Genomic DNA, 21,071 nt, shown 5'->3' with positions numbered 1-21,071 from the left:
CAAAACGACGATACATCCAGCCAAACGCGTGATCACGGGACAGACATCATGCTTGACGCCACCACTTCCGCCAAACGTCCGGCCCATGCCCCCGACGACCATCCCAGCCTGCCGCGTGAGCGCGTCGGCGTGCTGCTGGCCAACCTCGGCACCCCGGACAACTACGATTACTGGTCGATGCGCCGTTACCTGAACGAGTTCCTCTCGGACCAGCGGGTGATCGACTATCCCAAGTGGAAATGGCAGCCGCTGCTGCAACTCATCATCCTGACCAAGCGCCCCTTCAGCTCGGGCGAGGCCTACAAGTCGATCTGGAACGAGGAGGCGGGGGAAAGCCCGCTGATGACCATCACCAAGGACCAGACCGCCGCCATCGCCCGCAAGATGGCCGACCGCTACGGCGACAAGGTGCATGTCGATTTCTGCATGCGCTACGGCAACCCCTCGACCCAGTCCAAGGTGCGCGAGATGGTCGAGGCAGGTTGCCACAAGATCCTGTTTTTCCCGCTGTATCCGCATTACGCCGGTGCCACGTCCGCCACCGCAAACGACCAGTTCTTTCGCGCGCTGATGCAGGAGAAATGGCAGCCGACCGCGCGCATCGTCGACCCCTACTTTGGCCACCCGAAGTATATCGAGGCGCTGGCCCAATCGATCGAACGCGCCTATGCGCAGGCCGAAGAACGGCCCGACATCCTGGTCTGTTCCTACCACGGGGTGCCGAAACGCTACCTGCTGGAGGGCGACCCCTACCACTGCCAGTGCCAGAAGACGACTCGCCTGCTGCGCGAGCGGCTGGGGTGGGACAAGACCGAGATCACCACCACGTTCCAGAGTCGATTCGGCCCCGAGGAGTGGCTGAAACCCTACACGGTGGACGAGGTCGCCCGGCTGGCGAAAGAAGACGACAAGAAACACATCGCCGTCTGTGCCCCGGCCTTCTCGGCCGACTGCATCGAGACGCTCGAAGAGATCAACGAAGAGATCAAGGAGAGCTTTGAAGAGGCGGGCGGCGAGAAGTTCACCTATATCCCCTGCCTCAACGACGACCCGGCGCATATCGACGCCTTGTCGCAACTGATCGAGGAGAACCTGGGCGGCTGGGTCTCCTAACCCGGCCAAGCTCACGGTTTCGTTAGTGAAAACCGGAAAAGGGCCGCGCGATGCCTGGCCCAGGAAATGAAAAAGGCGGCGCCGTCGCACCGCCTTTTTGCATGATCTTGCGACCGTCGACGATTAGTCGGCGGCAACAGCTGCGATGATCGCGATGAGCAGCAGCGGGATCAGGAGACCAGCGGAGGACGATGCCTCTTGGGTTTCTTCCACGACCACGACGGGCTCCATGACCACTTCATCCTTGGCGTACGACTTGTACGAACCAGCGAATGCGGTGGTGGCTGCGCCAGCGAAAACGGCTGCGAGAGCGAGTTTCTTCATGTTTCTTCTCCAGATATTCGCCTACCGTGGCCACTATTGAACACACGACAGGCACCCAAGACTTACCTCGTATCCCTGTCTAAGCAGTAATTCAGAGGCTTTGCAATTGGTTCTTGGGCGCCCGATTTTGCGGTCCGCCCCCATGTCGTCAAATTAGCAACACCTGCGTTCCGACGTAGGCCATCTCGTACAGTTGTTCGATATGTTCGTTGTACAGGCCGATGCATCCGTTGGACGAACGGCGCCCGATCTTGCGGGTGTCGTGGGTGCCGTGAATCCGGTAGTACGTCCAGCTCAGGTGCAAGGCGCGGGTGCCCAGCGGGTTGTCCGGTCCGGGTCCGACATAGTCGGGCCACTCAGGGTTGCGCCGCTTCATCGCCGGCGTCGGACGCCAATCGGGCTCGGGGTCCTTCAGCACCACCCGGGTGCGGCCGCGCCGGGTCAGGTCCTCTGTCAGGGGGACCGACGACGGGTACAGGTAATAGCTGCCGTCCTCGCGCCAGAAGTGCAGCGCCCGCGACGAGATGTCGACCAGGATCGCGCCCTTGTTGAGGTTGCTGAAGTAGTCCTTCCACTCCAGGGTCCGAAAGCTCGAGATGTTGCGGCGCACGACGTTCGTCACGTTGCGCTCGATCTCTGTGGTGCCGTCGTTCACGTTCTGCGCCAGTGCGGGTGTGCCGATCAGCGCCGCTCCGCCGGCGAGGAACGCGCGGCGGTCAAAGGGTCTTCCTGCCGGTTTCGTCATGCTGCATTGTCCTCGGGGATCTGTATCCTATCGCGACATAATATGGCTCGAATGCCTCAGTCGCAATTCAAACACCTGTCAATATGCCGACTCACGCCGATGTGGGTTTGATCGGCAACGCGTCCTTCGCTAAGGCAGGGTCAAACGAAGAGTCCAAGAGCAGCCAGATGAACCGTCGCGCCTTTATCGCCCTGTCCGCCTCCGCCGCCGCGGCAGCCTGCACCACGACCCCCACCGGAAACACCGAACCCCGGCTGGGTCCGGACGGCAAGCCGCTGCCTCAGGTCTATCGCATCTCCTCGGTCGGGCGCGGCCGCATCCAGTACCGTATGCTCGATTCGGTCAACGCCCTGCGCAAGAGCGCCGGCGCCCCGGAACTGCAACTGGACTCCAAGCTGAACGCCGCCGCCGAAACCCATGCCCGCGACATGTCGGTTCAGAACCGGCCCTGGCACTTCGGCTCCGACGGCTCCTCGCCGATCGACCGCGTGCGCCGCGTCGGCTACCAGGGCAGCCTGGTGGGCGAAACCCTGTCCGAAACCTACGAATCCGAGCTGGAAACCCTGGCCGCCTGGATGCAACAGGACAGCACGCGCACCGTGATCCTGGACCCCTCGGCACGCGACCTCGGCTTTGCCTGGCACCAGGAACCCAACGGCAAGATCTGGTGGACGATGGTTCTGGGCGCCCCGGGAAATGCCGGCCCGACCCCCAGCGCAACCCCCGCTGCCGCCAGCTGACCCCGTCCCGGGCCTGACCCGGGACCTCTGTCCATCCCGTTTCAGGGCGTGATCGTGATCGGCGTGCCGTTCTTTACCATCGAATAGACTTGGCGCATTTCGCGGTTGGTCACGGCGATACAGCCAGCCGTCCAGTCCTGTCCGCCCTTGCGGTACTTCCACGGGCGGCCGTGGATAAAGATGTCGCCCCCCGGGCTCTTGCCCAGATCCTTGGCCTCGGCCCGGTCCTCGGGATTGGGATAGGACACGCCGATCGACAGGTAGAACTGACTGTTCGGATTGCGACGGTCGATGATGTAGCTGCCTTCGGGCGTCTTGCCGTCGCCCTCGATCTTCTTGTCGCCGTTCGGCGCGAATCCCAGACCGATGTCGTAGGATTCCAGCACCTCGTCATGGTGGATGAGGTACATTTTGCGTTCGCCCTTGTTCACAAGAACATGGGTCACCGCCGGTCCGTTGTAGGTGGGAAACTTGCCGCATCCCGCCACCGTCAGACCCAGCATCGCCAGTAGGGCCAACCTGAGAATCGTCATTTCACTGCCTCGTTTCGTTTTTCGGCAGTGTATCTCAGTCGCCCTGTTTTGCGTAGCTCACGATTTCGCCATCGCCCTGCCGTTCGGCCAGGCGCCGCTCGATCGCCTCCAGCCGGGCGATGACCTCGTCGCGGTAGGCATCGGTGGCAATCGTATCCTCCTCGTGGTGGGCATCCTGCATCGAGTTCACGATCAGACCCACCAGCAGGTTCACCACGGCAAAGGTCGTGACCATGATGAAGGGGACGAAGAACACCCAGGCATAGGGATAGACCTCCATCACCGGGCGCACGATCCCCATCGACCAGCTTTCCAGCGTCATGATCTGGAACAGTGAATAGGCCGACAGGCCGAGGTCGCCGAACCACTCGGGGAAACTGTCGCCAAAGAGTTTTGTCGCCATGACGCTGCCGATGTAGAAGATGATCGCCATCAGCAAGAAGACGCTGCCCATGCCCGGCAGCGCGGTCACGAATCCCTCGACCACCCGACGCAGGCGCGGCGCCACGGAAATCACCCTAAGCACCCGCAGGATGCGCAAGGCCCGCAGCACCGAAAGCCCCTGCCCGCCCGGCACCAGCGCAATGCCGACGATCAGGAAGTCGAAGACGCTCCAGCCGCTGCGAAAGAACCCGGCCCCCCGGGCCAGCAGCTTTGCCGCGATCTCGACGACGAAGACCACAAGGCAGAACTTGTCCAGGGCGATGATCAGCGCTCCGTACCGGCCCATCAGGACCTCCGAGGTCTCCATGCCCAGGACCACGGCGTTCAGGATGATGACGGCGATGATGGCATTCTGCACGCGGGGCGCATCGACGATGGCCCCGACGCGGGCGCGAAAATTCATGGGTTCAACTCTCCAGCTGCAATGCGGCGACCAGTTCCACATGGGTGGACCAGCGAAACTGGTCAACCACCTGCAACCAGTCGAGGCGATAGCCCGCCGCCACCAGCCGCGCACAGTCGCGTGCAAAGGTGACGGGGTTGCACGACACATGGGCGATGCGCGGCACCCGCGCCCGCGCCAGCTCTGCCACCTGCGCCTCGGCCCCGGCGCGCGGCGGGTCGATGACGGCGCCGTCAAAGCGTTTCAACTCGTCGGGCAACAGCGGATTGCGGAACAGGTCGCGCGCTTCCGTCGTGACATGGCGCAGCCCCTGCCCCTGGCGCCAGCCCTTGTCCAGCGCGGCGGTCATCGCCCGGTCCCCTTCGACCGCGTGAACCCGGGCCAATTCCGCCAGCGGCAGGGCAAAGGTGCCGCAGCCGGCGAACAGGTCGGCAACGTGTTTTGCCCCCGCCAGCGCCTCCAGCACACCGGCCAGCAGCGCGTCCTGCCCGGTCGCTGTCGCCTGCAAAAAGGCACCGGGCGGCGGTGTCACCAAGGCCGTGCCGAATTGCTGATGCGGCGGGCGCAGGGTCAGCACCTCGTCCCCCCAGGCCAGCCGGGCCAGCCCCGCGCCCTGCGCGATATTGGCCAGCTCCACCCGCAGGGCGTCGTCCACCGGCTTGCCACCCTTCACCATGACGTCCAGCCCCGACAGGCTTTCCGTCACCAGAACGGACATCTCTCCCTTGCGCGAGGCCCCCGCCACCGCCAGCCGTTCCACCATCGGCAATGCCGCCGACAGCGCGGGCGTCACCAGTTGACAGTCCGGCACCGCGACGATCACGTCCGAGGCCTTCTGGTGAAAGCCCGCCAGCGCGCCCTTCTTGGTCCGCCGAACCGAAAACGCCGCCCGCCGCCGCGACCGCGCGGGCGAGGTCACCGTCTCGCGCATCGGGCAGGCCAGCCCCTGCGCCTCCAGCGCGCGGCGCACCACCTCTTCCTTCCAGCCGGTGACAAAACCGTCGGCGGCATGTTGCAACTGGCAGCCGCCGCAGGATTTCGCATGCCGACAGGGCGGTGACACCCGCTGATCCGAGGGCGTCACGATGCGCGGCGCCGCCATGACCGAATTGGCCACCTCTCCCGTGACCACCTCGCCCGGCAGGACACCCGGCACATAGATCGGACCCGGCGCGATCCCGTCGCCGTGATGGCCCAGACGTTCAATGGTCACTTCCTGCGCGCCATCCGACATGCGCGACCCCCTGCTGCTTCTTCTTGGAACAAATACCCAATAGCCCCGGCACGCCAAACAGGCCAGCGCCCGGAGCTACTCGGCCGCCTCGGCCCCGATGAAACCGCCCGACTGACGCTCCCAGTAACGCGCATAGAGCCCGCCCTGCGCCAAAAGCACCTCGTGGCTGCCTTCCTCGACGATACGGCCGTGGTCCAGCACCAAGATCCGGTCCATCTGGGCGATGGTGGACAACCGGTGCGCGATGGCCAGAACGGTCTTGCCGCGCATGACTTCGCCCAGCGCGTCCTGGATTTCCGCCTCGATCTCGCTGTCCAGCGCGCTGGTCGCCTCGTCCAGCACCAGCACCGGGGCGTCCTTGAGGATGGCGCGGGCCAGCGCGATCCGCTGACGTTGCCCACCCGAGAGCTTCACCCCCCGTTCGCCCAGCCGCGCGGCATAGCCCCGGTTGCCCTTGTGGTCCGTCAAATCGAGGATGAAGTCATGCGCCGAGGCCCTCCGCGCGGCCTCGAAGACCTCTTCGTCCGTCGCCTCTGCCCGCCCATAGCGGATGTTTTCCAGGGCCGAGCGGTTGAACATCGCCGTCTCCTGACGGACGACGGAGATCTGCCGCCGCAGGGCCTGTTGGGTCAGGTCGCGGATGTCGGTGCCACCCATCAAGATGCGCCCCTGTTCCACGTCGTAAAGCCGCAACAGCAACGAGACGGCGGTGGATTTCCCCGCACCCGAGGCACCCACCAGCGCCACCTTTTCCCCCGGCGCGATGGTCAGGTCGAACCCGGCCAGCGCGTGCCCCTCGCCACCATAGGCAAACCCCACGTGGTCAAACCGGATCTCGCCCGACTGTGCCTGCGGCAGGGCACCGGGCCTGTTGGTGATCTCATGGCCCGGCGTCAGCGTGCCGATCCCGTCCTGCATCTCGCCGATGTTGGTAAAGATCGACATGGCCACGCGGCCCAGCCGGTTGGTCAGCATGGACAGCCGCGTCGTGACCATGGCGGTCACCGCGATGTCCCCCGCCGTCGCCGTGCCGATGCTGTAGAGGTAGAGCGCGCCCAGGATCGACACCACGGGCAGGATGCCCCCCAGCGTCATCAGCACCATGCGAAAGACCGCCGACAGCTCTCCGAAATCCAGCGCGCGGGCGCGGTACTGATCCAGCGCCGCGTGGGTCGCCGCGTCCTCGTCATCGTCGCGGGCGAACAGCTTGACCGTGGCGATGTTGGAATAGGTGTCGACGATCTGCCCGGTGACGGCGGTCCGTGCCCCCGCCCGTGCCGCCGACAGCCGTCGCACCCGCGGGATGAAATAGCGCAGCGCCAGCGCATACAGCACCGCCCAAAGCGCAAAGACCCCCAGCAGCCAGGGGTCGATCGCCCCCAGCAGGAAAAAGGCCCCCACGAACATCGCCAGCGCGTAGACGACCACATCCGTGGTTTCCAGCACAAGGTCGGTCAGCGCGCGCGACACCTGCAGCGCTTTCTGGCTGAGCCGTCCGGCAAAATCGTTCTCGAAGAAGCGCATCGAATGGCCAAGGACATGGCTGTTCAGCCGTTGCAGGACCATCGGAAACAGGTTCGGCCCCAGCATCACGCCCGACACGCCCGCGTCAAAGACGAAAATCAGCGGGCGGATCAGCAGGAAGAAGGCCAGCCCGAACAGGATCAGCCACCAGAACGGCTCCCAGAAGGCGCCGGGGCCGGTGGCCTCGGCGCCGTCGATCACCCAGCCGGTAAAGCGCGCCGCGACCAGTTCGGAAATCCCGGTCATCGCGGTGACGAAGACCGCCAGCAGGATCGGCTTTTCCGCGCCCTTCAGCGCCCAGCATGCAAAGGCCCACAGGCCCTGCGGCGGCGCACCGTCCGCAGGCTGGAACGGGTCGATCTTCGGCAGCAGGCGTCGGATCATTCCGCCGCCTCCACCGCGTCCTCACCCAGGAATCCGCCGGATTGCCGGTCCCAGTAGCGGGCATAAAGGCCCTTCTTCTCCAGCAGCTCGTCATGGGTGCCCTGTTCGGCGATGCGGCCCTCATGCAGGACAACGATCCGGTCCATGCTGGAAATGGTCGACAGCCGGTGCGCGATGGCCAGAACGGTCTTGCCCTCCATCACCCGGCCAAGCGCCTCCTGGATCGCCGCCTCGACCTCGCTGTCGAGCGCGCTTGTCGCCTCATCCAGCACCAGGATCGGCGCATCCTTGAGAATGGCACGGGCCAGCGCGATCCGCTGGCGCTGGCCACCGGACAGCTTGACGCCGCGTTCACCCAGGTAGGCGCCATAGCCGGTGCGGCCCCGAAAATCCTCCAGTTCCAGGATGAACTCATGTGCCTCGGCCCGTTTCGCGGCCTCGATCACCTCGGCCTCTGTCGCGCCGGGACGGCCATAGCGGATATTGTCCAGCGCCGAGCGGTTGAACATCGCGGTTTCCTGCGTGACCATGCCGATCTGGCTGCGCAGGCTGGTTTGCGTGACCCCCGAAACGTCGGTGCCGTCGATCCGCACCTGCCCGCTTTCGCTGTCGTAGAGCCGCAAAAGCAGCGACAAGAGCGTCGACTTGCCCGCGCCCGAGGCCCCGACGATGGCCAGCTTTTCGCCCGGATGGATGGTCAGGTCGATGCCGGACACACCGCCGGTCCGCCCGCCATAGGCAAAATGCACATTGTCAAAGGTGATCTCGCCCTCGCTCACCTGCAGGTCGGTGGCGCCGGGCTTGTCGGTCAGTGCGTGCGACACGCTGAGCGTTGTCATCCCGTCCTCGACCTCGCCGACGTGGCCGTAGATCACCATCAGGGTAAAGCTGATCCAGCCGGTCATCTGCGCCAGCCGGATCGTGACCGCGCCCACGGCGGCGATGTCGCCCGGCGACACGCCCGCGCTGCGCATGGCGATGGCCATGCCCACCATGATGACGGGCAGCATTCCAGCAATGAAGATCAGGCCAAGGCGAAAGGCCGTGGTCGCCTCGCCGAAGTCCAGCGTCTTGCCGCGCAGGTTTTCCATTTCGCCCAGCGCGCGGCGGTCCTCGTGCATGTCGCCGGCGAACAGCTTGACCGTCTTGATGTTGGAAATCGTGTCGACGACCTGGCCCGTCACCATCGCCTGCGCCTCTGCCCGGGCGGCGGAACGGCGGCGAATGATCGGCAACATCACCCGCAGGAAGGCCAGGTAAAGCGCAAACCACCCCGCCAGCAGCAAGAGCATCCCCGGGTGGATCGCGGCCAGCAGAACGGCAGTGCCGATGATGGTCGCCAGCCCGAAGGTGACGGCGTTGACCGTCTCGATCACGATTTCGGTCAAGGATCGCGCGGCCTGCACCATCTTCTGCGCGATGCGGCCCGCGTAATCGTCATCGAAAAAGGTAACGGACTGGCCGATGGTCCAGCGGTAGAGCCGTGCCAGCACCAGCTTGAAGATATTCGGCCCGATCATCACCGATTGGGTCAGCGCCAGACCACCGAACAGCAGCGGGCGTGCGACCAGCAGGATGCCGACCGCCAAGGCGATCAGCCCCATGTGGTCGGAGAGGAAACCGTCCTGCACCGGCCCGCCAACCGCATCGACCACGCGGCCCAGAAGGTACATCGACAGCACCTCTGTCACGCCCGCCAGGGCCGAGATCGCCACCCCCAGCCAGATGATCAACCAGCCGCCCTGCAAGGCCCAGGTCATGAAGGCGCGCAGCCGGTCGGGCGGCATGCCTTCGGCCTGCCGCTCCGGGTCGATCATGTTGCCCGCGCGTGCGATCAGTTTCTGGAAAAGTGCCTGCATTACTCTGCCGCCTGCGTGTCCGGATCAAGGAAACCGCCCGATTGGCGTGCCCAGAAACTGGCATATAGCCCGCCCTTGGCCAAAAGCGCGTCATGGCTGCCCTCTTCGGCGATCCGCCCCTCGTCCATGACCAGGATGCGGTCCATCTGGGCGATGGTCGACAGGCGGTGCGCGATGGCGATCACCGTCTTGCCCTGCATCATGCCGTAAAGCGTGTCCTGGATCGCGGCCTCGACCTCGGAGTCCAGCGCGCTGGTCGCCTCGTCCAGCAGCAGGATCGGCGCGTCCTTGAGGATCACCCGCGCCAGCGTCACCCGCTGCCGCTGCCCGCCGGAGAGTTTCACGCCCCGTTCCCCCACATGGGCGTCATAGCCGGTGCGCCCCTGCGGATCTTCGAGATCCAGGATGAACTCATGCGCCTGCGCCTGTTTCGCCGCCTCCAGCATCTCGGCCTCGCTGGCGTCGGGGCGACCGTACAGGATGTTGTCGCGGACCGAGCGGTGCAGCAGCGCCGAATCCTGCTGTACCATGCCGATGTTCAGCCGCAGGCTGTCCTGCGTGACGCGGGCGATGTTCTGACCGTCGATCAGGATCTCGCCCTTTTCGGCGTCGTAGAACCGCAACAGCAGCTTGACCAGTGTCGTCTTGCCCGCGCCCGACCGGCCAACGAGGCCGATCTTTTCGCCCGGTGCGATATTCAGCGATACACGGTCCAGCCCGCCCGCGTCGCGTCCGTAGTGATGCGACAGGTTGCGGATCTCGATGGCGCCCGTGTCCATCACCAGCGGCTTTGCGTCGTTGTCATCTACCAATGTCACCGGCTGGGCGATCGTTTCCATCCCCTCGGCCACGACACCAAGGTTCTGAACCAGGTTCGTCATCGCCCACATGATCCAGTAGGTCATGTTGTTCAGCCGCAGCACCATGGCCAGCGCGGCGGCCACCATCCCCTCTGTCGTCAACCCGGCGATCCAGAGCCAGACCGCAAGCGAGGCCACCGCCACGATCATCGCCCCGTTCAGGAAGGTCAGCGAGAAGTCCATGATCGTGACGATCCGCATTTCCCGCATGAAGGTCTTGCGCGCCGTTTCGATGGCCTCGCGGGCATAATCCACCTCGCGGTCGTGATGGGCGAACATCTTGACCGAATGGATGTTTGTGTAGCTGTCCACCACCCGCCCGGTGATCGCGCTGCGGGCATCGGAACTGGCCTTGGAGGCGGGACCGGCCCGCGTGATCGTCCAGCGCATCAGCCAAAGATATCCCGCGATCCAGAGGACCAGCGGGATAGCCAGCCGCACATCGAACCCCGACAGCATGATCAACGCGCCGATCAGTGTCGAAACGAAGAAGGCGGCGGCATCCAGCACCTGAAAGGCCGCCTCGCCCGCGGCGGGGGGCGTCTGCATGATACGGTTGGCGATGCGGCCCGCGAAATCGTTTTCGAACCAGCCAACCGACTGCCGCAGGACGTGCCGGTGCGACCGCCAGCGGATCAACGTCCCCAGGTTGGGCAGGATCGTGTTGTGCAGGAACGCCATGTCCACGCCCGAGACGATGGTGCGCAGCACCAGCACCCAAAGCGCGGCCAGCGCGAATTCCATCCCGTATTGCGGCAGGATCTGGTCGGGCGTGCCCTGCGCCAGGAGATCGACGATCCGGGCCATATACCAGATCAGAAGGACCTCGCTGGCGGCGACAACCATCTTGAACAGGACGGCCACGGCCATGATCCGGCGGAAAGGGTAAAGGTACTCGCGCATAAAGGGCCACAGGCGCGTGGGCGGCCGATCGGTCGGCGTGTAGTCAAGATAGGGATCGACGAGGTTTTCAAAGAAACGGAACATACCGGGCGCTCCTTGGAGCATTTTGACAATGATAAGGGTAAAGCGGGGCTGCCAGTGGCCGACCCGCGCGTGCAGACCGGCTCAGGCGAAGCTGATCAGGATCCTGTCACGCACCATCATGTCTCCCGGGAATTACATGAGTCGAACATGTATTAGGCCAGAATTCCCGGCCTGTCACCCCTCGTCGAGCCAGTTCCGCAGGACGGCGCCATCGGGCGCAAAATCCTGCGCAATCCAGTGATCCTCGGCCCGGCGCAGCGCATCGCCCAGCGCGGCGCCCTGGTAGGCTGGCATCAAATGCTTGGCTTTCAAGGGGAATTTGGCCTGCGCCCCGCGCGACAGCTCTGCCGCCAGTTCGGGCGGCACCGGCATCCCCAGGCTGGCGGCCCGCAGGACCATCACGATCTGAGCCGCCTGGCTGCCGTGGCGGTAGGCAAGCTCTGCCGGGCCCTCGGTCCCGGACATCAGTGCGCGGAACAGCTCCAGCTCGCGCTGCTGCGACCTCGACAGGCGCAACGCGGCCCCGTCGAAATATCCCATGACCGCCATGCGGGCCATCGGATCGGGCGGCATGCCCTGTTCCGCCTCAAGCAGCAGGTAGGGGCCCAGCGCCGTGATACTCGCCCCGGGAAGGACATGGGCCAGCACGCCCAGCCGCTCCATCACCGAGACGGACACCAGCGGATCGGGCGCCTTGAGCAGCTTGACCAGTTCCACGCCGACCCGTTCGCGCGACAGCACGTCCAGCCCATCGAGATTGGCAGCAATGGCGGCCAGCGCCTCGGGGTCCATCCCGGCCTCGGGATCGCCGTACCAGGCAGTGAACCGGAAAAAACGCAAAATGCGCAGGTAATCCTCGCGAATGCGGGTGTCGGCATCCAGGATAAAGCGGAAGTGCCGCGCCTCGAGGTCCGGCAAGCCGCCCAGCGGATCGACCAGCGTGCCGCGCCGATCGGCGTAAAGCGCGTTCATGGTAAAGTCGCGCCGCACGGCATCCTCGTGCACGTCATCGGCAAAGCGCACCACGGCCCGCCGGCCATCGGTTTCCACATCGGCGCGGAATGTCGTGACCTCGAACCCCTCGCCATCGGCGACCACCGTCACCGTGCCGTGGTCGATCCCCGTCGGTACGACCTTCAGCCCGGCGGCCCGCGCGAGTTCCATCACCCGTTCCGGGCGCGCGTCCGTGGAAATGTCCACGTCGCTGACCGGCACAGCCAAGAGCGCGTTGCGCACGCAGCCACCGACCGCATAGGCAAGGTGCCCCCCGTCTTCGAGCAGCCCCATGACCACCTGCGTTGCGGGCGAGTCCAGCCAGTCGCCGGTGACACGGGTCATGGCTGTACCCTTTCCGCCAGCGCCCGCAGCATCCGCGCCGTGGCGCCCCAGATGTAATAAGGCCCAAACGGCACCGTGTAGTACAGCCGCCTTTGCCCGCGCCAGCGCCGCCACTGCACGGAATAGCGTTCGGGATCAGTGACATGGGCGTAAGGCACGGCAAAGACCTCGTCGACCTCGCCGGGTTCCGGCACCGGCGTGAAATCACCATGCACCAGCCCGATGACCGGCGTCACCACGAAGCCGGTCACCGTCTCATGCGGCGGCAACGTGCCCAGCACCTCGACCTGGCCGGGGTCCAGCGCCACTTCCTCCTGCGCCTCGCGCAGGGCGGCCGCCACCTCGTCGGCATCGCCCGGATCGACCTTGCCGCCCGGAAAGGCGATCTGGCCGGGATGGTGTTTCAACCGGCTGGAGCGTTTGGTCAGGATCAGGTCCAGCCCCTTCGCGCCGGGGCGAAAGGCCGCCAGCACGCCCGCCGGGCGCAGCTTGCGGTCCTCGGGAAGGACAATCTTGGGGTTCAGGTCGAAATCCGACGAGGGCGCCCCGGGCGCATCCGGCGCCCGGCGCAACCGCGCTTCCTGTTCATTCCGTGTCATTGGCCGTGTCATCGGACCCATCGGCCTCGAACCCTACGCTGGCAGGGTCCAGCGTGTAATGTGCGCCGCAGAACTGGCAATCCGCCGTCACCAGCCCTTCGTCCGTGGTCATCTTCTCGATGTCCCGGGCCGAGTAGATCGACAGGCTCTGGCGCACGCGATCCTCGGAGCAGGTACAGCCGAAACGCACCGGCTGCGCATCGTAGACCCGCGGCTGTTCCTCGTGGAACAGGCGCAACAACAGCTCTGTCGGCGGCACGGTCGGGCCGATCAGCTCCATTTCCTCCAGCGTATGCAGGTGGCTGTTGACCCGGTTCCAGTTTTCCTCGTTGTCGCCGCTGAGCAGATCCTCGGCCTGCAGCAACCCTTCGTCACCCGACCCGCCTTCGCCGCTGGCAAAAGGCGAGGCCTTGGGCATGTGCTGCAGCATGATGCCCCCCGCACGCCAATGTTCGGCCACGCCCGGTTCGGTCGACCGGCCATAGGACAGCGCAAAGGTGGTGGGCAGCTGTTCGGACTGCGCGAAATAGGCGGCGGCGCAATCCGACAGGCTGCTGCCCGCGATGGGGGTGATGCCCTGGTAGGGTTGCATCCCCTTGCCCTGGTCGATCAGGATCGCGAAATAGCCCGAGCCAAGCTGCTGGAACGGCGGCGCGTCGGTGATCCGGTCCCGGTCGAAACTGGCATAGGCCCGGATACGCGCCGGCTGGCCTTCTTCCTCGGGGCCGAAGTAATCGGTGGCGATCATCCGCACCGGGCCGTTCGTCTGCACCTGCAGCGACAGTTTCCAGCGCAGCTTGATGGTTTGGCCGATCAGCGCGGTCAACAGTGCCATCTCGGCCACCAGTGCCTCGACCGGGGCGGGGTAATCGTGCTGTCTCAGAACGCCGGACAGCACGCCGTCAAGCCGGGCGACCCGGCCGCGCATGTCCGAACGGTCAAGCTGAAAGGGTAGGACGGTGTCGTCCCAGGCGAGTTTGTTGCCGATGCTCATGGGGTTTCCTTGTCTGCCTTTGGCTGGCATATCGCGACCATATAAGAGGAATGAACCCGGACGCAAAGGGGGCCAGGGATGACACCCAGGATCGGCACGCCGCCGGAACCCGGTCGGCGCTATACTCTGCGGCCCGGCGTCTATGCCATCCTGCCCCGCGCCGGGCGCCTGTTGCTGACGCTGCAGGCCGACCCGGGACCAGAGGTGCAACTGCCCGGCGGCGGCATCGACCCGGGGGAACATCCGCTGACCGCCCTGCACCGCGAGGTGTTCGAGGAAACCGGCTGGCGAATCGCCCGGCCGCGCCGGCTGGGTGCCTTCCGGCGGTTCACCTTCATGCCGGAATACGATCTCTGGGCGGAAAAGCTCTGCGTGATCTACACGGCGCAGCCGGTGCGACCGCACGGCCCCCCGACAGAAGCCGGGCATACCGCGATCTGGCGCAGCCCCGAGATGGCGGTGCAAGAGCTTGGCAATCGCGGCGACAGCAGCTTTGTCCGGGAATTCTGCCTGCGGAACGTCAGGCCCTGGCGTCCCTGAGAACGTCGTATTCCAGCAGCGCGGCAGAAACGTCATCGCCCAGTTTCGCGGCGCTTTCCATCTGCTGTGTCAGGCGCCAGAACATGTCCTCCAGCAGGTCCGGCCCACTGCCGGTGCGGGCGCTTTCGCGAAAGATCTCGACCAGGCCATCGTCGCCCAGCATCTCGCCGTTCTTCATCACCGCCTCGGTGAACCCGTCGGAATAAAGCAGCAGGCGGTCCCCGGACTGCAGCTGGAAATCGTGCTGGTCATAGCTGACCTCGTCGACCAGGCCGATGGGCAGCCCGCCATCCCCGATGAAGTCATGGCTGCCATCCGCCCGCAGCAAAAGCGGCGGCGAATGCCCGGCCTGCACCATGCGCATCCGGCCCGAGGCAAGATCGGCCGCGACATAGGCCATCGTCAGGTATTCTTCGACCCCGGGATCGGCGGCCAGCCTCTGGTTCAGCATCTGCGCCGTCTCTGCCGGTTCGCGCATGGCGTAGAACCGATCGAACCGGCGTTCCAGGGCAACATTCTGTTCCGGAAAGGTCGACGACAGATAGCCCGCCACCCGCGCCGTCACCATCGCCGAGGTGATGCCGTGGCCCGAGACGTCGATACTGTAGAGACCCAGCCGCCCGAACCCCGGCTTGAACACGCCCACCAGGTCACCGCCGACATGACCGCAGGGCCTGAGCAGCAGGCTGACGCGAGACGTCAGGACCTCGCAGATACGTTCGGGGACCAGCGATTGCTGGATCGTGCGCGCCTGGCGCAGGTCGTTGTCTATGGCGGTGTGGATCTCACGCAACTCCTCCAGCGCATCCGAGACCTGGCGGTTCTTTTCCGACAGCTGCCGTTCCATCGACACGATGCGTTCTCCAGCCTTGATCCGCGCGCGCAATTCGTGCGCGTTGACCGGCTTGGTCAGGAAATCATCGGCGCCCGCGTCCAGCCCCTTGGCAATGTCGCCTTTCTCGCTCTTGGAGGTGAGCAGGATGAAATAACCGTATCCATTCTGGGACAGGCCCCTGAAATGGCGACAGAATTCCAACCCCGTCATGCCCGGCATCATCCAGTCCGAAAGGATCAGATCCGGCGGCGTCCGGCGCACGATTTCCAGCGCCTGGTGCCCGGAGTCGGCGGTCATCACCTCGTACCCCCAGCGGCGGACCATCGTCTCGACCATCTTCAGCTGGGCGCGGCTGTCATCGACCACCAGCACGCGCTGAATAGCGCCTGTCAGCCCGGACGGGATACTGGTGCTCTGGGTCTGCAATTCGTGCCCCTGTTGGCGTTTCCAATGCCGCGGTTTCTAAGCTCCGTTCCTTAACGCGGCCTGAACGATAAAATGCGCCGTATTCCTTCGCCGCCCCGGCACAAACGGAAAGGCAGCCTTTACCTGCGCAGATTAGACAGGGCGCACAAAGGGGCCACGGCCTCTTTCACCGGCGTGTTTTCCGCAGGAGGTCAGGGAATGATTGATTGGTCGCGTGTCGACGAGCTGGTCGATGAAATCGGCGCCGAGGATTTTGCCGAGGTTGTCGACCTGTTCCTGGACGAGGTTGAAATCGCCATCGTCGCGCTGGAGAAATGCGAAGGGAATCCGGTGGTGACAGAGGAACAGATGCACTTCCTCAAGGGCGCTTCGCTGAACCTTGGGTTCGCGGAACTGGCCCAACTGTGCCTGAAGGGAGAAAAATCCGCCGCCTCGGGCGCGTCGGACACCGTCAGCCCGGCACAGGTCCGCGACACGTTCGAATCCTCGCGGCGCAAGTTCGAACAGGATCTGCCCGGTCGACTTGCCGCCTGACAGGCAAAGCGCAACCCGACACAGCGAATCCCGGCTGCTCAGATGCGGCGGTGCAGTTCTGACAGGTCACGCGGCGCACCGTCGGCAAAGGCCCCGCGCCGCAAGCGGCGCATGCCGTCTATCCAACGGTCCATGTCCGCGGCCCGGCGCCGTGCAAACTCCGCCGCCTCCGGATGCGGCAGGATCAGGAACCGCTGCTCTCTCAGCCCCTGCAACACACGGTCCGCAACCGTTTCGGGTGTCAGGACGCCCTCGGGCCGGTCCTCTTCCCCAACCCCGTACCCCAAAAGCGGAGTCGCGACATACAGCGGACAGACGACAGCGACGCGGATACCCTCGTCGCCATGTTCGATCGCCAGGGATTGCGCCAGGCTGACGGCGGCATGTTTGCTGGCCGAATAGGGTGCATCGCCGATCTGCGACAACAGCCCCGCCGCCGAGGCAACATTGACCAGCCAGCCCTCGCCCCGTTCCCGCATACCGGGCAGGACAAGCCGCGCGGCCCGCAGATGCGCCATGACATGCAGATCCCAACTGTCCTGCCACTGGTCATCCGGCGCGCTGCAAGGCCCCTCCATCGCGCCCCGCGAAAAGCCCGCGTTCGAGATCAGCATGTCGACCCTGCCCATCGCCGCCTGCGCGCCCGCGACAAGCGCAGCGATCTGCCCGGGGTCACGCAGATCGGCGGCAAAGGCCTCGACCCCCAGGTCCCGCGCGACCCTGTCCAGATCCGGCCCGGCCCTGTCGGTCAGGAAAAGCCGCGCGCTCTCTGCCGCCAGGGCGCGGGCCAGCGCAAGGCCGATCCCCTGTGCCGCGCCGGTCAGCAGAACGCGCCGCCCGGCAAACATCAGATCACGAACTGGGCGAGGATCTCGTCCTCGGTGATGTCCTGGTAGGTGAACCCCTGCGCATCCAGCTGGGCAAACAGCTTGGCGAAATTCTCGGGCGCCGAGGTCTCGATCCCGATCAGGACAGAACCAAAGTTGCGCGCGGATTTCTTGAGGTATTCGAATCGCGCGATGTCATCCTCGGGACCCAACAGGCCCAGGAAATCCTTGAGCGCACCGGGCCGCTGCGGCAGGCGCAGGATGAAGTACTTCTTGACCCCCGAATAGCGCTGCCCGCGTTCCTTGACCTCTGGCAGGCGTTCGAAATCGAAATTCCCGCCCGAGGTGATACAGACCACCGTCCGCCCGGAGATCCCCTGGCCGAGGTCCTGCAGCGCATCGACCGAGAGCGCCCCGGCGGGTTCCAGAACGATTCCCTCGACGTTCAGCATTTCCAGGATGGTCAGGCAAAGCCTGTCCTCGTTGATCGTCAGGGTATTGGCCAGGCCCACGCCCTTGAGCCGGTCAAAGGTCCGCTCACCAATCCGGGCCACAGCGGCGCCATCGGCAAAGGTGTTCACCTGTGGCAGGGCCACGGGCCGCCCGGCCTGCAGCGCCGCGCGCAGGCAGGCCCCGCCCGAGGGCTCGACAAAGGTATATTGCACCGAATTGCCGAAATAGCTGAGCACGCCCGAGGACAAGCCGCCGCCGCCCACCGGAATCACCAGGTGGTCGGGCGCGCGGCCCAGCTGCTGTTCAATCTCGACCGCGACGCTGGCCTGCCCCTCGATCACGTCGTCATCGTCGAAGGGAGACAGGAAATGCCCACCCTCCTGCGCGCAGAACGCCTGCGCCGCCTTCAGGCAATCGTCGAAATAATCCCCGATCAGGCGGATCTCGATACTGTCGCCGCCGAACATCCGCGTCTTCTGGATCTTCTGCTGTGGCGTCGTCACGGGCATGAAGATCACGCCCGTCACCCCGAAATGCCGGCACATGTAGGCCACGCCCTGCGCGTGGTTGCCGGCAGAGGCACAGACGAAGAGGATTTCCCCCTCCGCCTTGCGCATGGCGTTGAAGGCCCCGCGCAGCTTGTAGCTGCGGACGGGGCTGAGATCCTCGCGTTTCAGCAGCACCTCGGCGCCGAACCGTTCGGAAAGATGGGCATTGCGCAAGAGCGGCGTCGGCGGAAAGACGTCGCGCATGGCGGCCTCGGCGGCGCGGGCCTGGTCCTGGAAACGTGTCATGGCCCAGAAGTGACCCAAGCCCAGCGCCTGCGCAAGTCAGTCGATGTCGCGGCCCTCGACGCAGACACCGTAGAGCGTGGTCAGGACCGAGATCCCGATCATCGTCGCGAACCAGCCGACAACGACGCTGTAGACAAGGTTGATCAGCGAATGCGGGTCGGGGTTCAGCATCGCGGGCAGTTGCACCGCCACCACCATACCCGTCACCAGCAGCGTCAGCACCACCATCGCCTCCTGGTCCTTGCCGGTCGCGGCCCAGGCCTCGCGCAGGGTCATCTTGCGGTCGATGGCGCCGGCGGGCAGCATCACCCCGAAGCGGAAGAACAGGTAGACCGCCAGCGCCACGACCATCAACATCAGCGGCAGGCCCAGCGCGGGCGCCATCGCCATGACCGCCGTCACCGGGATCAGCGCGGCCACCAGCGCAACGACCACCAGCAGGGCGATCATCACCGACCGGCCCAGGTAGGCCAGCACCAGCCCGCCGTGCCAGGGCGGCACCGCACCGTCGGGTTCCTCTCCGGTCAGGACATAGCGGTGCCAGGCCACGGCGATCCACAGGCTGGCGACAATCGCCAGGATCGAGGTCGCGAGAACCATCATCGCCATGCCCGGGTTGATCACCGTCGCGGCCGACCCCTCGGCCGGGGCGGCCAGCAGCACCAGCACCTGGTTCAGCGCCTGCACGGCGTACAGGACCGCCGACAGGCGAAAGGCCGCTTCGAGGTTGTTGAGCACCATGCGGAACGAATGTCTGAAAATCTGCCAGCCGCGCATCGCGCACCTTTCCGAAATAATCCGGGTCAGGGGGTAGCACGCCGAGAGGTGGCGTCAACGCCCCTTCCTTGCAGGCTCCCTGAAAACAGGCTAATCCGCCCGCCAAACTGCCCCAAAGGACATGATCCATGACAGCGCCCAAGAAAGTTGTGCTCGCCTATTCCGGCGGCCTCGACACCTCGATCATCCTGAAATGGCTGCAGACGGAATACGGCTGCGAAGTGGTGACCTTTACCGCGGACCTCGGTCAGGGCGAAGAGCTGGAGCCCGCCCGCGAAAAGGCGCTGATGCTGGGGATCAAGCCCGAGAACATCTACATCGAGGACGTGCGCGAGGAATTCGTGCGGGATTTCGTCTTTCCGATGTTCCGCGCCAACGCCGTCTACGAGGGGCTGTACCTGCTGGGCACCTCCATCGCCCGCCCGCTGATTTCCAAGCGGCTGGTCGAGATCGCTGAGGAAACCGGTGCCGACGCCGTCGCCCACGGTGCCACCGGCAAGGGCAATGACCAGGTGCGTTTTGAACTGAGCGCCGCCGCGCTGAACCCCGACATCAAGGTGATCGCGCCCTGGCGCGAGTGGGACCTGAACTCGCGCACCGCGCTGCTGGACTTTGCCGAGAAGAACCAGATCCCGATCGCCAAGGACAAGCGCGGCGAGGCGCCCTTCTCTGTCGATGCGAACCTGCTGCACACCTCGTCGGAGGGCCGCGTGCTGGAAGACCCGGCAGAAGAGGCACCCGAATACGTCCACCTGCGCACCGTGAACCCCGAGGACGCGCCCGACACGCCCGAGGTGATCGAGATCACCTTTGAAAAGGGCGACGCCGTGGCCATCAACGGCGAGGCCATGTCCCCCGCCACGATCCTGACCAAGCTGAACGACTATGGTCGCACCCACGGCATCGGGCGGCTGGATTTCGTCGAGAACCGCTTTGTCGGCATGAAGTCGCGCGGCATCTACGAAACCCCCGGCGGCACCATCCTGCTCGAGGCACACCGCGGCATCGAACAGATCACGCTGGACAGCGGCGCGGGCCACCTCAAGGACAGCCTGATGCCGCGCTACGCGGAACTGATCTACAACGGTTTCTGGTACTCGCCGGAACGCGAGATGTTGCAGGCGGCCATCGACACCTCGCAGCAATTGGTCTCGGGCACCGTGCGTCTGAAGCTCTACAAGGGCTCGGTCCGCTGCATCGGTCGCTGGTCCGAGAACTCGCTCTACTCCGAAGCCCATGTAACCTTCGAGGATGATGCCGGCGCCTACGACCAGAAGGACGCCGAGGGCTTCATCACCCTCAACGCCCTGCGCCTGCGCCTGCTGGCGGCACGCAAGCGGCGTCTTGGCTGAGCTATCCGAGTTCGTCACGTCCCAGGCCCCGGTCTGGGACGACGTGCTGCGCGAGTTGCGCGCGGGCCGGAAGACCTCGCACTGGATCTGGTGGGTCTTTCCGCAGCTGGCCATCCTGGGCCGCTCGCATCGGGCGCGGCATTTCGGGCTGTCCGGGCTGGACGAGGCTGCATCCTATCTTGCCCACCCGGTACTTGGCCCCCGGCTGGTCGAGGTTTCGCAGATCCTTCTGACCCATGCGGAGACGGATCCGGAAACGATCCTTGGCGCTGTCGATGCGCTCAAGGTGCGGTCCTGCATGACCCTGTTCGAGGCGGTTCCCGGCGCGCCGGAGGTCTTTGCCGAGGTACTGGACCGCATGTATGACGGCGCCCGCTGTCCGATCACGCGCGAGGCGATCGGCGGAAACGCATCCTGAAATGCATGGCGGCCGCCCAGGTCCGGGAAACCGG

The 21,071-nt window shown here is 65.2% G+C and carries 21 protein-coding genes; 6 read left to right on the top strand and 15 right to left on the bottom strand.

The genetic code is table 11. The annotated features are described in order from the left end of the window. Window positions 1–48 precede the first annotated feature (48 nt). Window positions 49–1,113, top strand: a complete 1,065-nt coding sequence (gene hemH, locus BLQ71_RS16975; RefSeq protein WP_074622548.1) for a ferrochelatase — start codon at window positions 49–51, stop codon at window positions 1,111–1,113. 123 nt (window positions 1,114–1,236) lie between these two features. On the opposite strand, the gene BLQ71_RS16970 is transcribed toward hemH, so the two are convergent. Both BLQ71_RS16970 and BLQ71_RS16965 read right to left on the bottom strand, forming a co-directional pair. Continuing rightward, window positions 1,237–1,437 carry a hypothetical protein gene (locus BLQ71_RS16970; RefSeq protein WP_043142766.1) on the bottom strand — a complete coding sequence of 67 codons (201 nt, stop codon included), beginning with the start codon at window positions 1,435–1,437 and terminating at the stop codon, window positions 1,237–1,239. Window positions 1,438–1,585: 148 nt separating this feature from the next. Next, entirely contained in the window at window positions 1,586–2,182 is a 597-nt protein-coding gene (locus tag BLQ71_RS16965) for a L,D-transpeptidase (protein ID WP_043142768.1), read from the bottom strand. Window positions 2,183–2,349: 167 nt separating this feature from the next. Between BLQ71_RS16965 and dalA the strand changes: the two genes are divergently transcribed. Continuing rightward, window positions 2,350–2,922: a divisome-associated lipoprotein DalA gene (gene dalA / locus BLQ71_RS16960; RefSeq protein WP_074622547.1), complete on the top strand. Its 573-nt coding sequence runs from the start codon at window positions 2,350–2,352 to the stop codon at window positions 2,920–2,922. Window positions 2,923–2,963: 41 nt separating this feature from the next. Here the strand turns inward: dalA and BLQ71_RS16955 are convergent, their stop codons facing one another. From BLQ71_RS16955 to hslO, 9 genes are all read right to left on the bottom strand, one after another. Further along, window positions 2,964–3,455 carry a L,D-transpeptidase family protein gene (locus BLQ71_RS16955; RefSeq protein WP_069211145.1) on the bottom strand — a complete coding sequence of 164 codons (492 nt, stop codon included), beginning with the start codon at window positions 3,453–3,455 and terminating at the stop codon, window positions 2,964–2,966. Between the two features lie 34 nt (window positions 3,456–3,489). Beyond that, window positions 3,490–4,302: an ion transporter gene (locus BLQ71_RS16950; RefSeq protein WP_069211146.1), complete on the bottom strand. Its 813-nt coding sequence runs from the start codon at window positions 4,300–4,302 to the stop codon at window positions 3,490–3,492. A gap of 4 nt (window positions 4,303–4,306) precedes the next feature. Continuing rightward, complete coding sequence (locus BLQ71_RS16945; protein ID WP_074622546.1) at window positions 4,307–5,536, bottom strand: class I SAM-dependent RNA methyltransferase; 1,230 nt, start codon at window positions 5,534–5,536, stop codon at window positions 4,307–4,309. Between the two features lie 75 nt (window positions 5,537–5,611). Further along, window positions 5,612–7,444, bottom strand: coding sequence for an ABC transporter ATP-binding protein (locus tag BLQ71_RS16940; protein ID WP_074622545.1), 1,833 nt, complete (start codon window positions 7,442–7,444; stop codon window positions 5,612–5,614). After that, window positions 7,441–9,303 carry an ABC transporter ATP-binding protein gene (locus tag BLQ71_RS16935; RefSeq protein WP_074622544.1) on the bottom strand — a complete coding sequence of 621 codons (1,863 nt, stop codon included), beginning with the start codon at window positions 9,301–9,303 and terminating at the stop codon, window positions 7,441–7,443. Before BLQ71_RS16935 ends, BLQ71_RS16940 begins: the two co-directional genes overlap by 4 nt. Continuing rightward, complete coding sequence (locus tag BLQ71_RS16930; RefSeq protein WP_074622543.1) at window positions 9,303–11,150, bottom strand: ABC transporter ATP-binding protein; 1,848 nt, start codon at window positions 11,148–11,150, stop codon at window positions 9,303–9,305. Before BLQ71_RS16930 ends, BLQ71_RS16935 begins: the two co-directional genes overlap by 1 nt. Before the next feature lie 174 nt (window positions 11,151–11,324). Further along, on the bottom strand, window positions 11,325–12,488 hold the full coding sequence (locus BLQ71_RS16925; RefSeq protein ID WP_074622542.1) for a CCA tRNA nucleotidyltransferase: 1,164 nt from the start codon (window positions 12,486–12,488) through the stop codon (window positions 11,325–11,327). Then, the gene (locus BLQ71_RS16920; RefSeq protein WP_074622541.1) at window positions 12,485–13,087 is read right to left on the bottom strand and encodes a CoA pyrophosphatase; all 603 of its coding nucleotides are present in this window, start codon (window positions 13,085–13,087) and stop codon (window positions 12,485–12,487) included. The genes BLQ71_RS16925 and BLQ71_RS16920 overlap by 4 nt, the downstream gene beginning before the upstream one ends. Continuing rightward, window positions 13,074–14,081: an Hsp33 family molecular chaperone HslO gene (hslO, locus tag BLQ71_RS16915; protein WP_074622540.1), complete on the bottom strand. Its 1,008-nt coding sequence runs from the start codon at window positions 14,079–14,081 to the stop codon at window positions 13,074–13,076. Before hslO ends, BLQ71_RS16920 begins: the two co-directional genes overlap by 14 nt. Window positions 14,082–14,159: 78 nt before the next feature. Between hslO and BLQ71_RS16910 the strand changes: the two genes are divergently transcribed. After that, window positions 14,160–14,621 carry an NUDIX domain-containing protein gene (locus BLQ71_RS16910; protein ID WP_069211154.1) on the top strand — a complete coding sequence of 154 codons (462 nt, stop codon included), beginning with the start codon at window positions 14,160–14,162 and terminating at the stop codon, window positions 14,619–14,621. Here BLQ71_RS16910 and BLQ71_RS16905 read toward each other — a convergent pair. Next, complete coding sequence (locus BLQ71_RS16905; protein WP_069211155.1) at window positions 14,602–15,882, bottom strand: PP2C family protein-serine/threonine phosphatase; 1,281 nt, start codon at window positions 15,880–15,882, stop codon at window positions 14,602–14,604. The genes BLQ71_RS16910 and BLQ71_RS16905 overlap by 20 nt on opposite strands. 198 nt (window positions 15,883–16,080) lie before the next feature. On the opposite strand from BLQ71_RS16905, the gene BLQ71_RS16900 reads away from it, so the two are divergent. Next, window positions 16,081–16,416: a histidine kinase gene (locus BLQ71_RS16900; protein ID WP_074622539.1), complete on the top strand. Its 336-nt coding sequence runs from the start codon at window positions 16,081–16,083 to the stop codon at window positions 16,414–16,416. A 38-nt stretch (window positions 16,417–16,454) separates the two neighbouring features. On the opposite strand, the gene BLQ71_RS16895 is transcribed toward BLQ71_RS16900, so the two are convergent. From BLQ71_RS16895 to BLQ71_RS16885, 3 genes are read right to left on the bottom strand one after another with little or no spacing between them, the layout of a single operon-like run. Further along, complete coding sequence (locus tag BLQ71_RS16895; protein WP_074622538.1) at window positions 16,455–17,264, bottom strand: SDR family NAD(P)-dependent oxidoreductase; 810 nt, start codon at window positions 17,262–17,264, stop codon at window positions 16,455–16,457. Continuing rightward, a complete protein-coding gene (gene ilvA, locus BLQ71_RS16890; RefSeq protein ID WP_043142802.1) occupies window positions 17,264–18,490 on the bottom strand; it encodes a threonine ammonia-lyase IlvA in 1,227 nt (408 codons plus the stop codon). Before ilvA ends, BLQ71_RS16895 begins: the two co-directional genes overlap by 1 nt. Window positions 18,491–18,526: 36 nt before the next feature. Then, window positions 18,527–19,267, bottom strand: a complete 741-nt coding sequence (locus tag BLQ71_RS16885) for a hypothetical protein (RefSeq protein WP_074622537.1) — start codon at window positions 19,265–19,267, stop codon at window positions 18,527–18,529. Window positions 19,268–19,395: 128 nt separating this feature from the next. On the opposite strand from BLQ71_RS16885, the gene BLQ71_RS16880 reads away from it, so the two are divergent. Continuing rightward, window positions 19,396–20,619: an argininosuccinate synthase gene (locus BLQ71_RS16880; protein WP_069211158.1), complete on the top strand. Its 1,224-nt coding sequence runs from the start codon at window positions 19,396–19,398 to the stop codon at window positions 20,617–20,619. Further along, complete coding sequence (locus tag BLQ71_RS16875; RefSeq protein WP_074622536.1) at window positions 20,612–21,037, top strand: DUF1810 domain-containing protein; 426 nt, start codon at window positions 20,612–20,614, stop codon at window positions 21,035–21,037. Before BLQ71_RS16880 ends, BLQ71_RS16875 begins: the two co-directional genes overlap by 8 nt. Window positions 21,038–21,071 lie beyond the last annotated feature (34 nt).

Origin of the sequence: Antarctobacter albus (genome assembly GCF_900101505.1) — a bacterium.
Taxonomy (GTDB): Bacteria; Pseudomonadota; Alphaproteobacteria; order Rhodobacterales; family Rhodobacteraceae; genus Antarctobacter; species Antarctobacter albus.
The sequence above is the reverse complement of the archived record's forward strand: the minus strand, read 5'-3'. Positions and strand labels throughout refer to the sequence as shown.

Coding starts and splice junctions, on each gene's coding strand:
- hemH (WP_074622548.1), top strand. CDS start 49: ATGCTTGACGCCACCACTTCCGCCAAACGTCCGGCCCATGCCCCCGAC.
- BLQ71_RS16970 (WP_043142766.1), bottom strand. CDS start 1,437: ATGAAGAAACTCGCTCTCGCAGCCGTTTTCGCTGGCGCAGCCACCACC.
- BLQ71_RS16965 (WP_043142768.1), bottom strand. CDS start 2,182: ATGACGAAACCGGCAGGAAGACCCTTTGACCGCCGCGCGTTCCTCGCC.
- dalA (WP_074622547.1), top strand. CDS start 2,350: ATGAACCGTCGCGCCTTTATCGCCCTGTCCGCCTCCGCCGCCGCGGCA.
- BLQ71_RS16955 (WP_069211145.1), bottom strand. CDS start 3,455: ATGACGATTCTCAGGTTGGCCCTACTGGCGATGCTGGGTCTGACGGTG.
- BLQ71_RS16950 (WP_069211146.1), bottom strand. CDS start 4,302: ATGAATTTTCGCGCCCGCGTCGGGGCCATCGTCGATGCGCCCCGCGTG.
- BLQ71_RS16945 (WP_074622546.1), bottom strand. CDS start 5,536: ATGTCGGATGGCGCGCAGGAAGTGACCATTGAACGTCTGGGCCATCAC.
- BLQ71_RS16940 (WP_074622545.1), bottom strand. CDS start 7,444: ATGATCCGACGCCTGCTGCCGAAGATCGACCCGTTCCAGCCTGCGGAC.
- BLQ71_RS16935 (WP_074622544.1), bottom strand. CDS start 9,303: ATGCAGGCACTTTTCCAGAAACTGATCGCACGCGCGGGCAACATGATC.
- BLQ71_RS16930 (WP_074622543.1), bottom strand. CDS start 11,150: ATGTTCCGTTTCTTTGAAAACCTCGTCGATCCCTATCTTGACTACACG.
- BLQ71_RS16925 (WP_074622542.1), bottom strand. CDS start 12,488: ATGACCCGTGTCACCGGCGACTGGCTGGACTCGCCCGCAACGCAGGTG.
- BLQ71_RS16920 (WP_074622541.1), bottom strand. CDS start 13,087: ATGACACGGAATGAACAGGAAGCGCGGTTGCGCCGGGCGCCGGATGCG.
- hslO (WP_074622540.1), bottom strand. CDS start 14,081: ATGAGCATCGGCAACAAACTCGCCTGGGACGACACCGTCCTACCCTTT.
- BLQ71_RS16910 (WP_069211154.1), top strand. CDS start 14,160: ATGACACCCAGGATCGGCACGCCGCCGGAACCCGGTCGGCGCTATACT.
- BLQ71_RS16900 (WP_074622539.1), top strand. CDS start 16,081: ATGATTGATTGGTCGCGTGTCGACGAGCTGGTCGATGAAATCGGCGCC.
- BLQ71_RS16895 (WP_074622538.1), bottom strand. CDS start 17,264: ATGTTTGCCGGGCGGCGCGTTCTGCTGACCGGCGCGGCACAGGGGATC.
- ilvA (WP_043142802.1), bottom strand. CDS start 18,490: ATGACACGTTTCCAGGACCAGGCCCGCGCCGCCGAGGCCGCCATGCGC.
- BLQ71_RS16885 (WP_074622537.1), bottom strand. CDS start 19,267: ATGCGCGGCTGGCAGATTTTCAGACATTCGTTCCGCATGGTGCTCAAC.
- BLQ71_RS16880 (WP_069211158.1), top strand. CDS start 19,396: ATGACAGCGCCCAAGAAAGTTGTGCTCGCCTATTCCGGCGGCCTCGAC.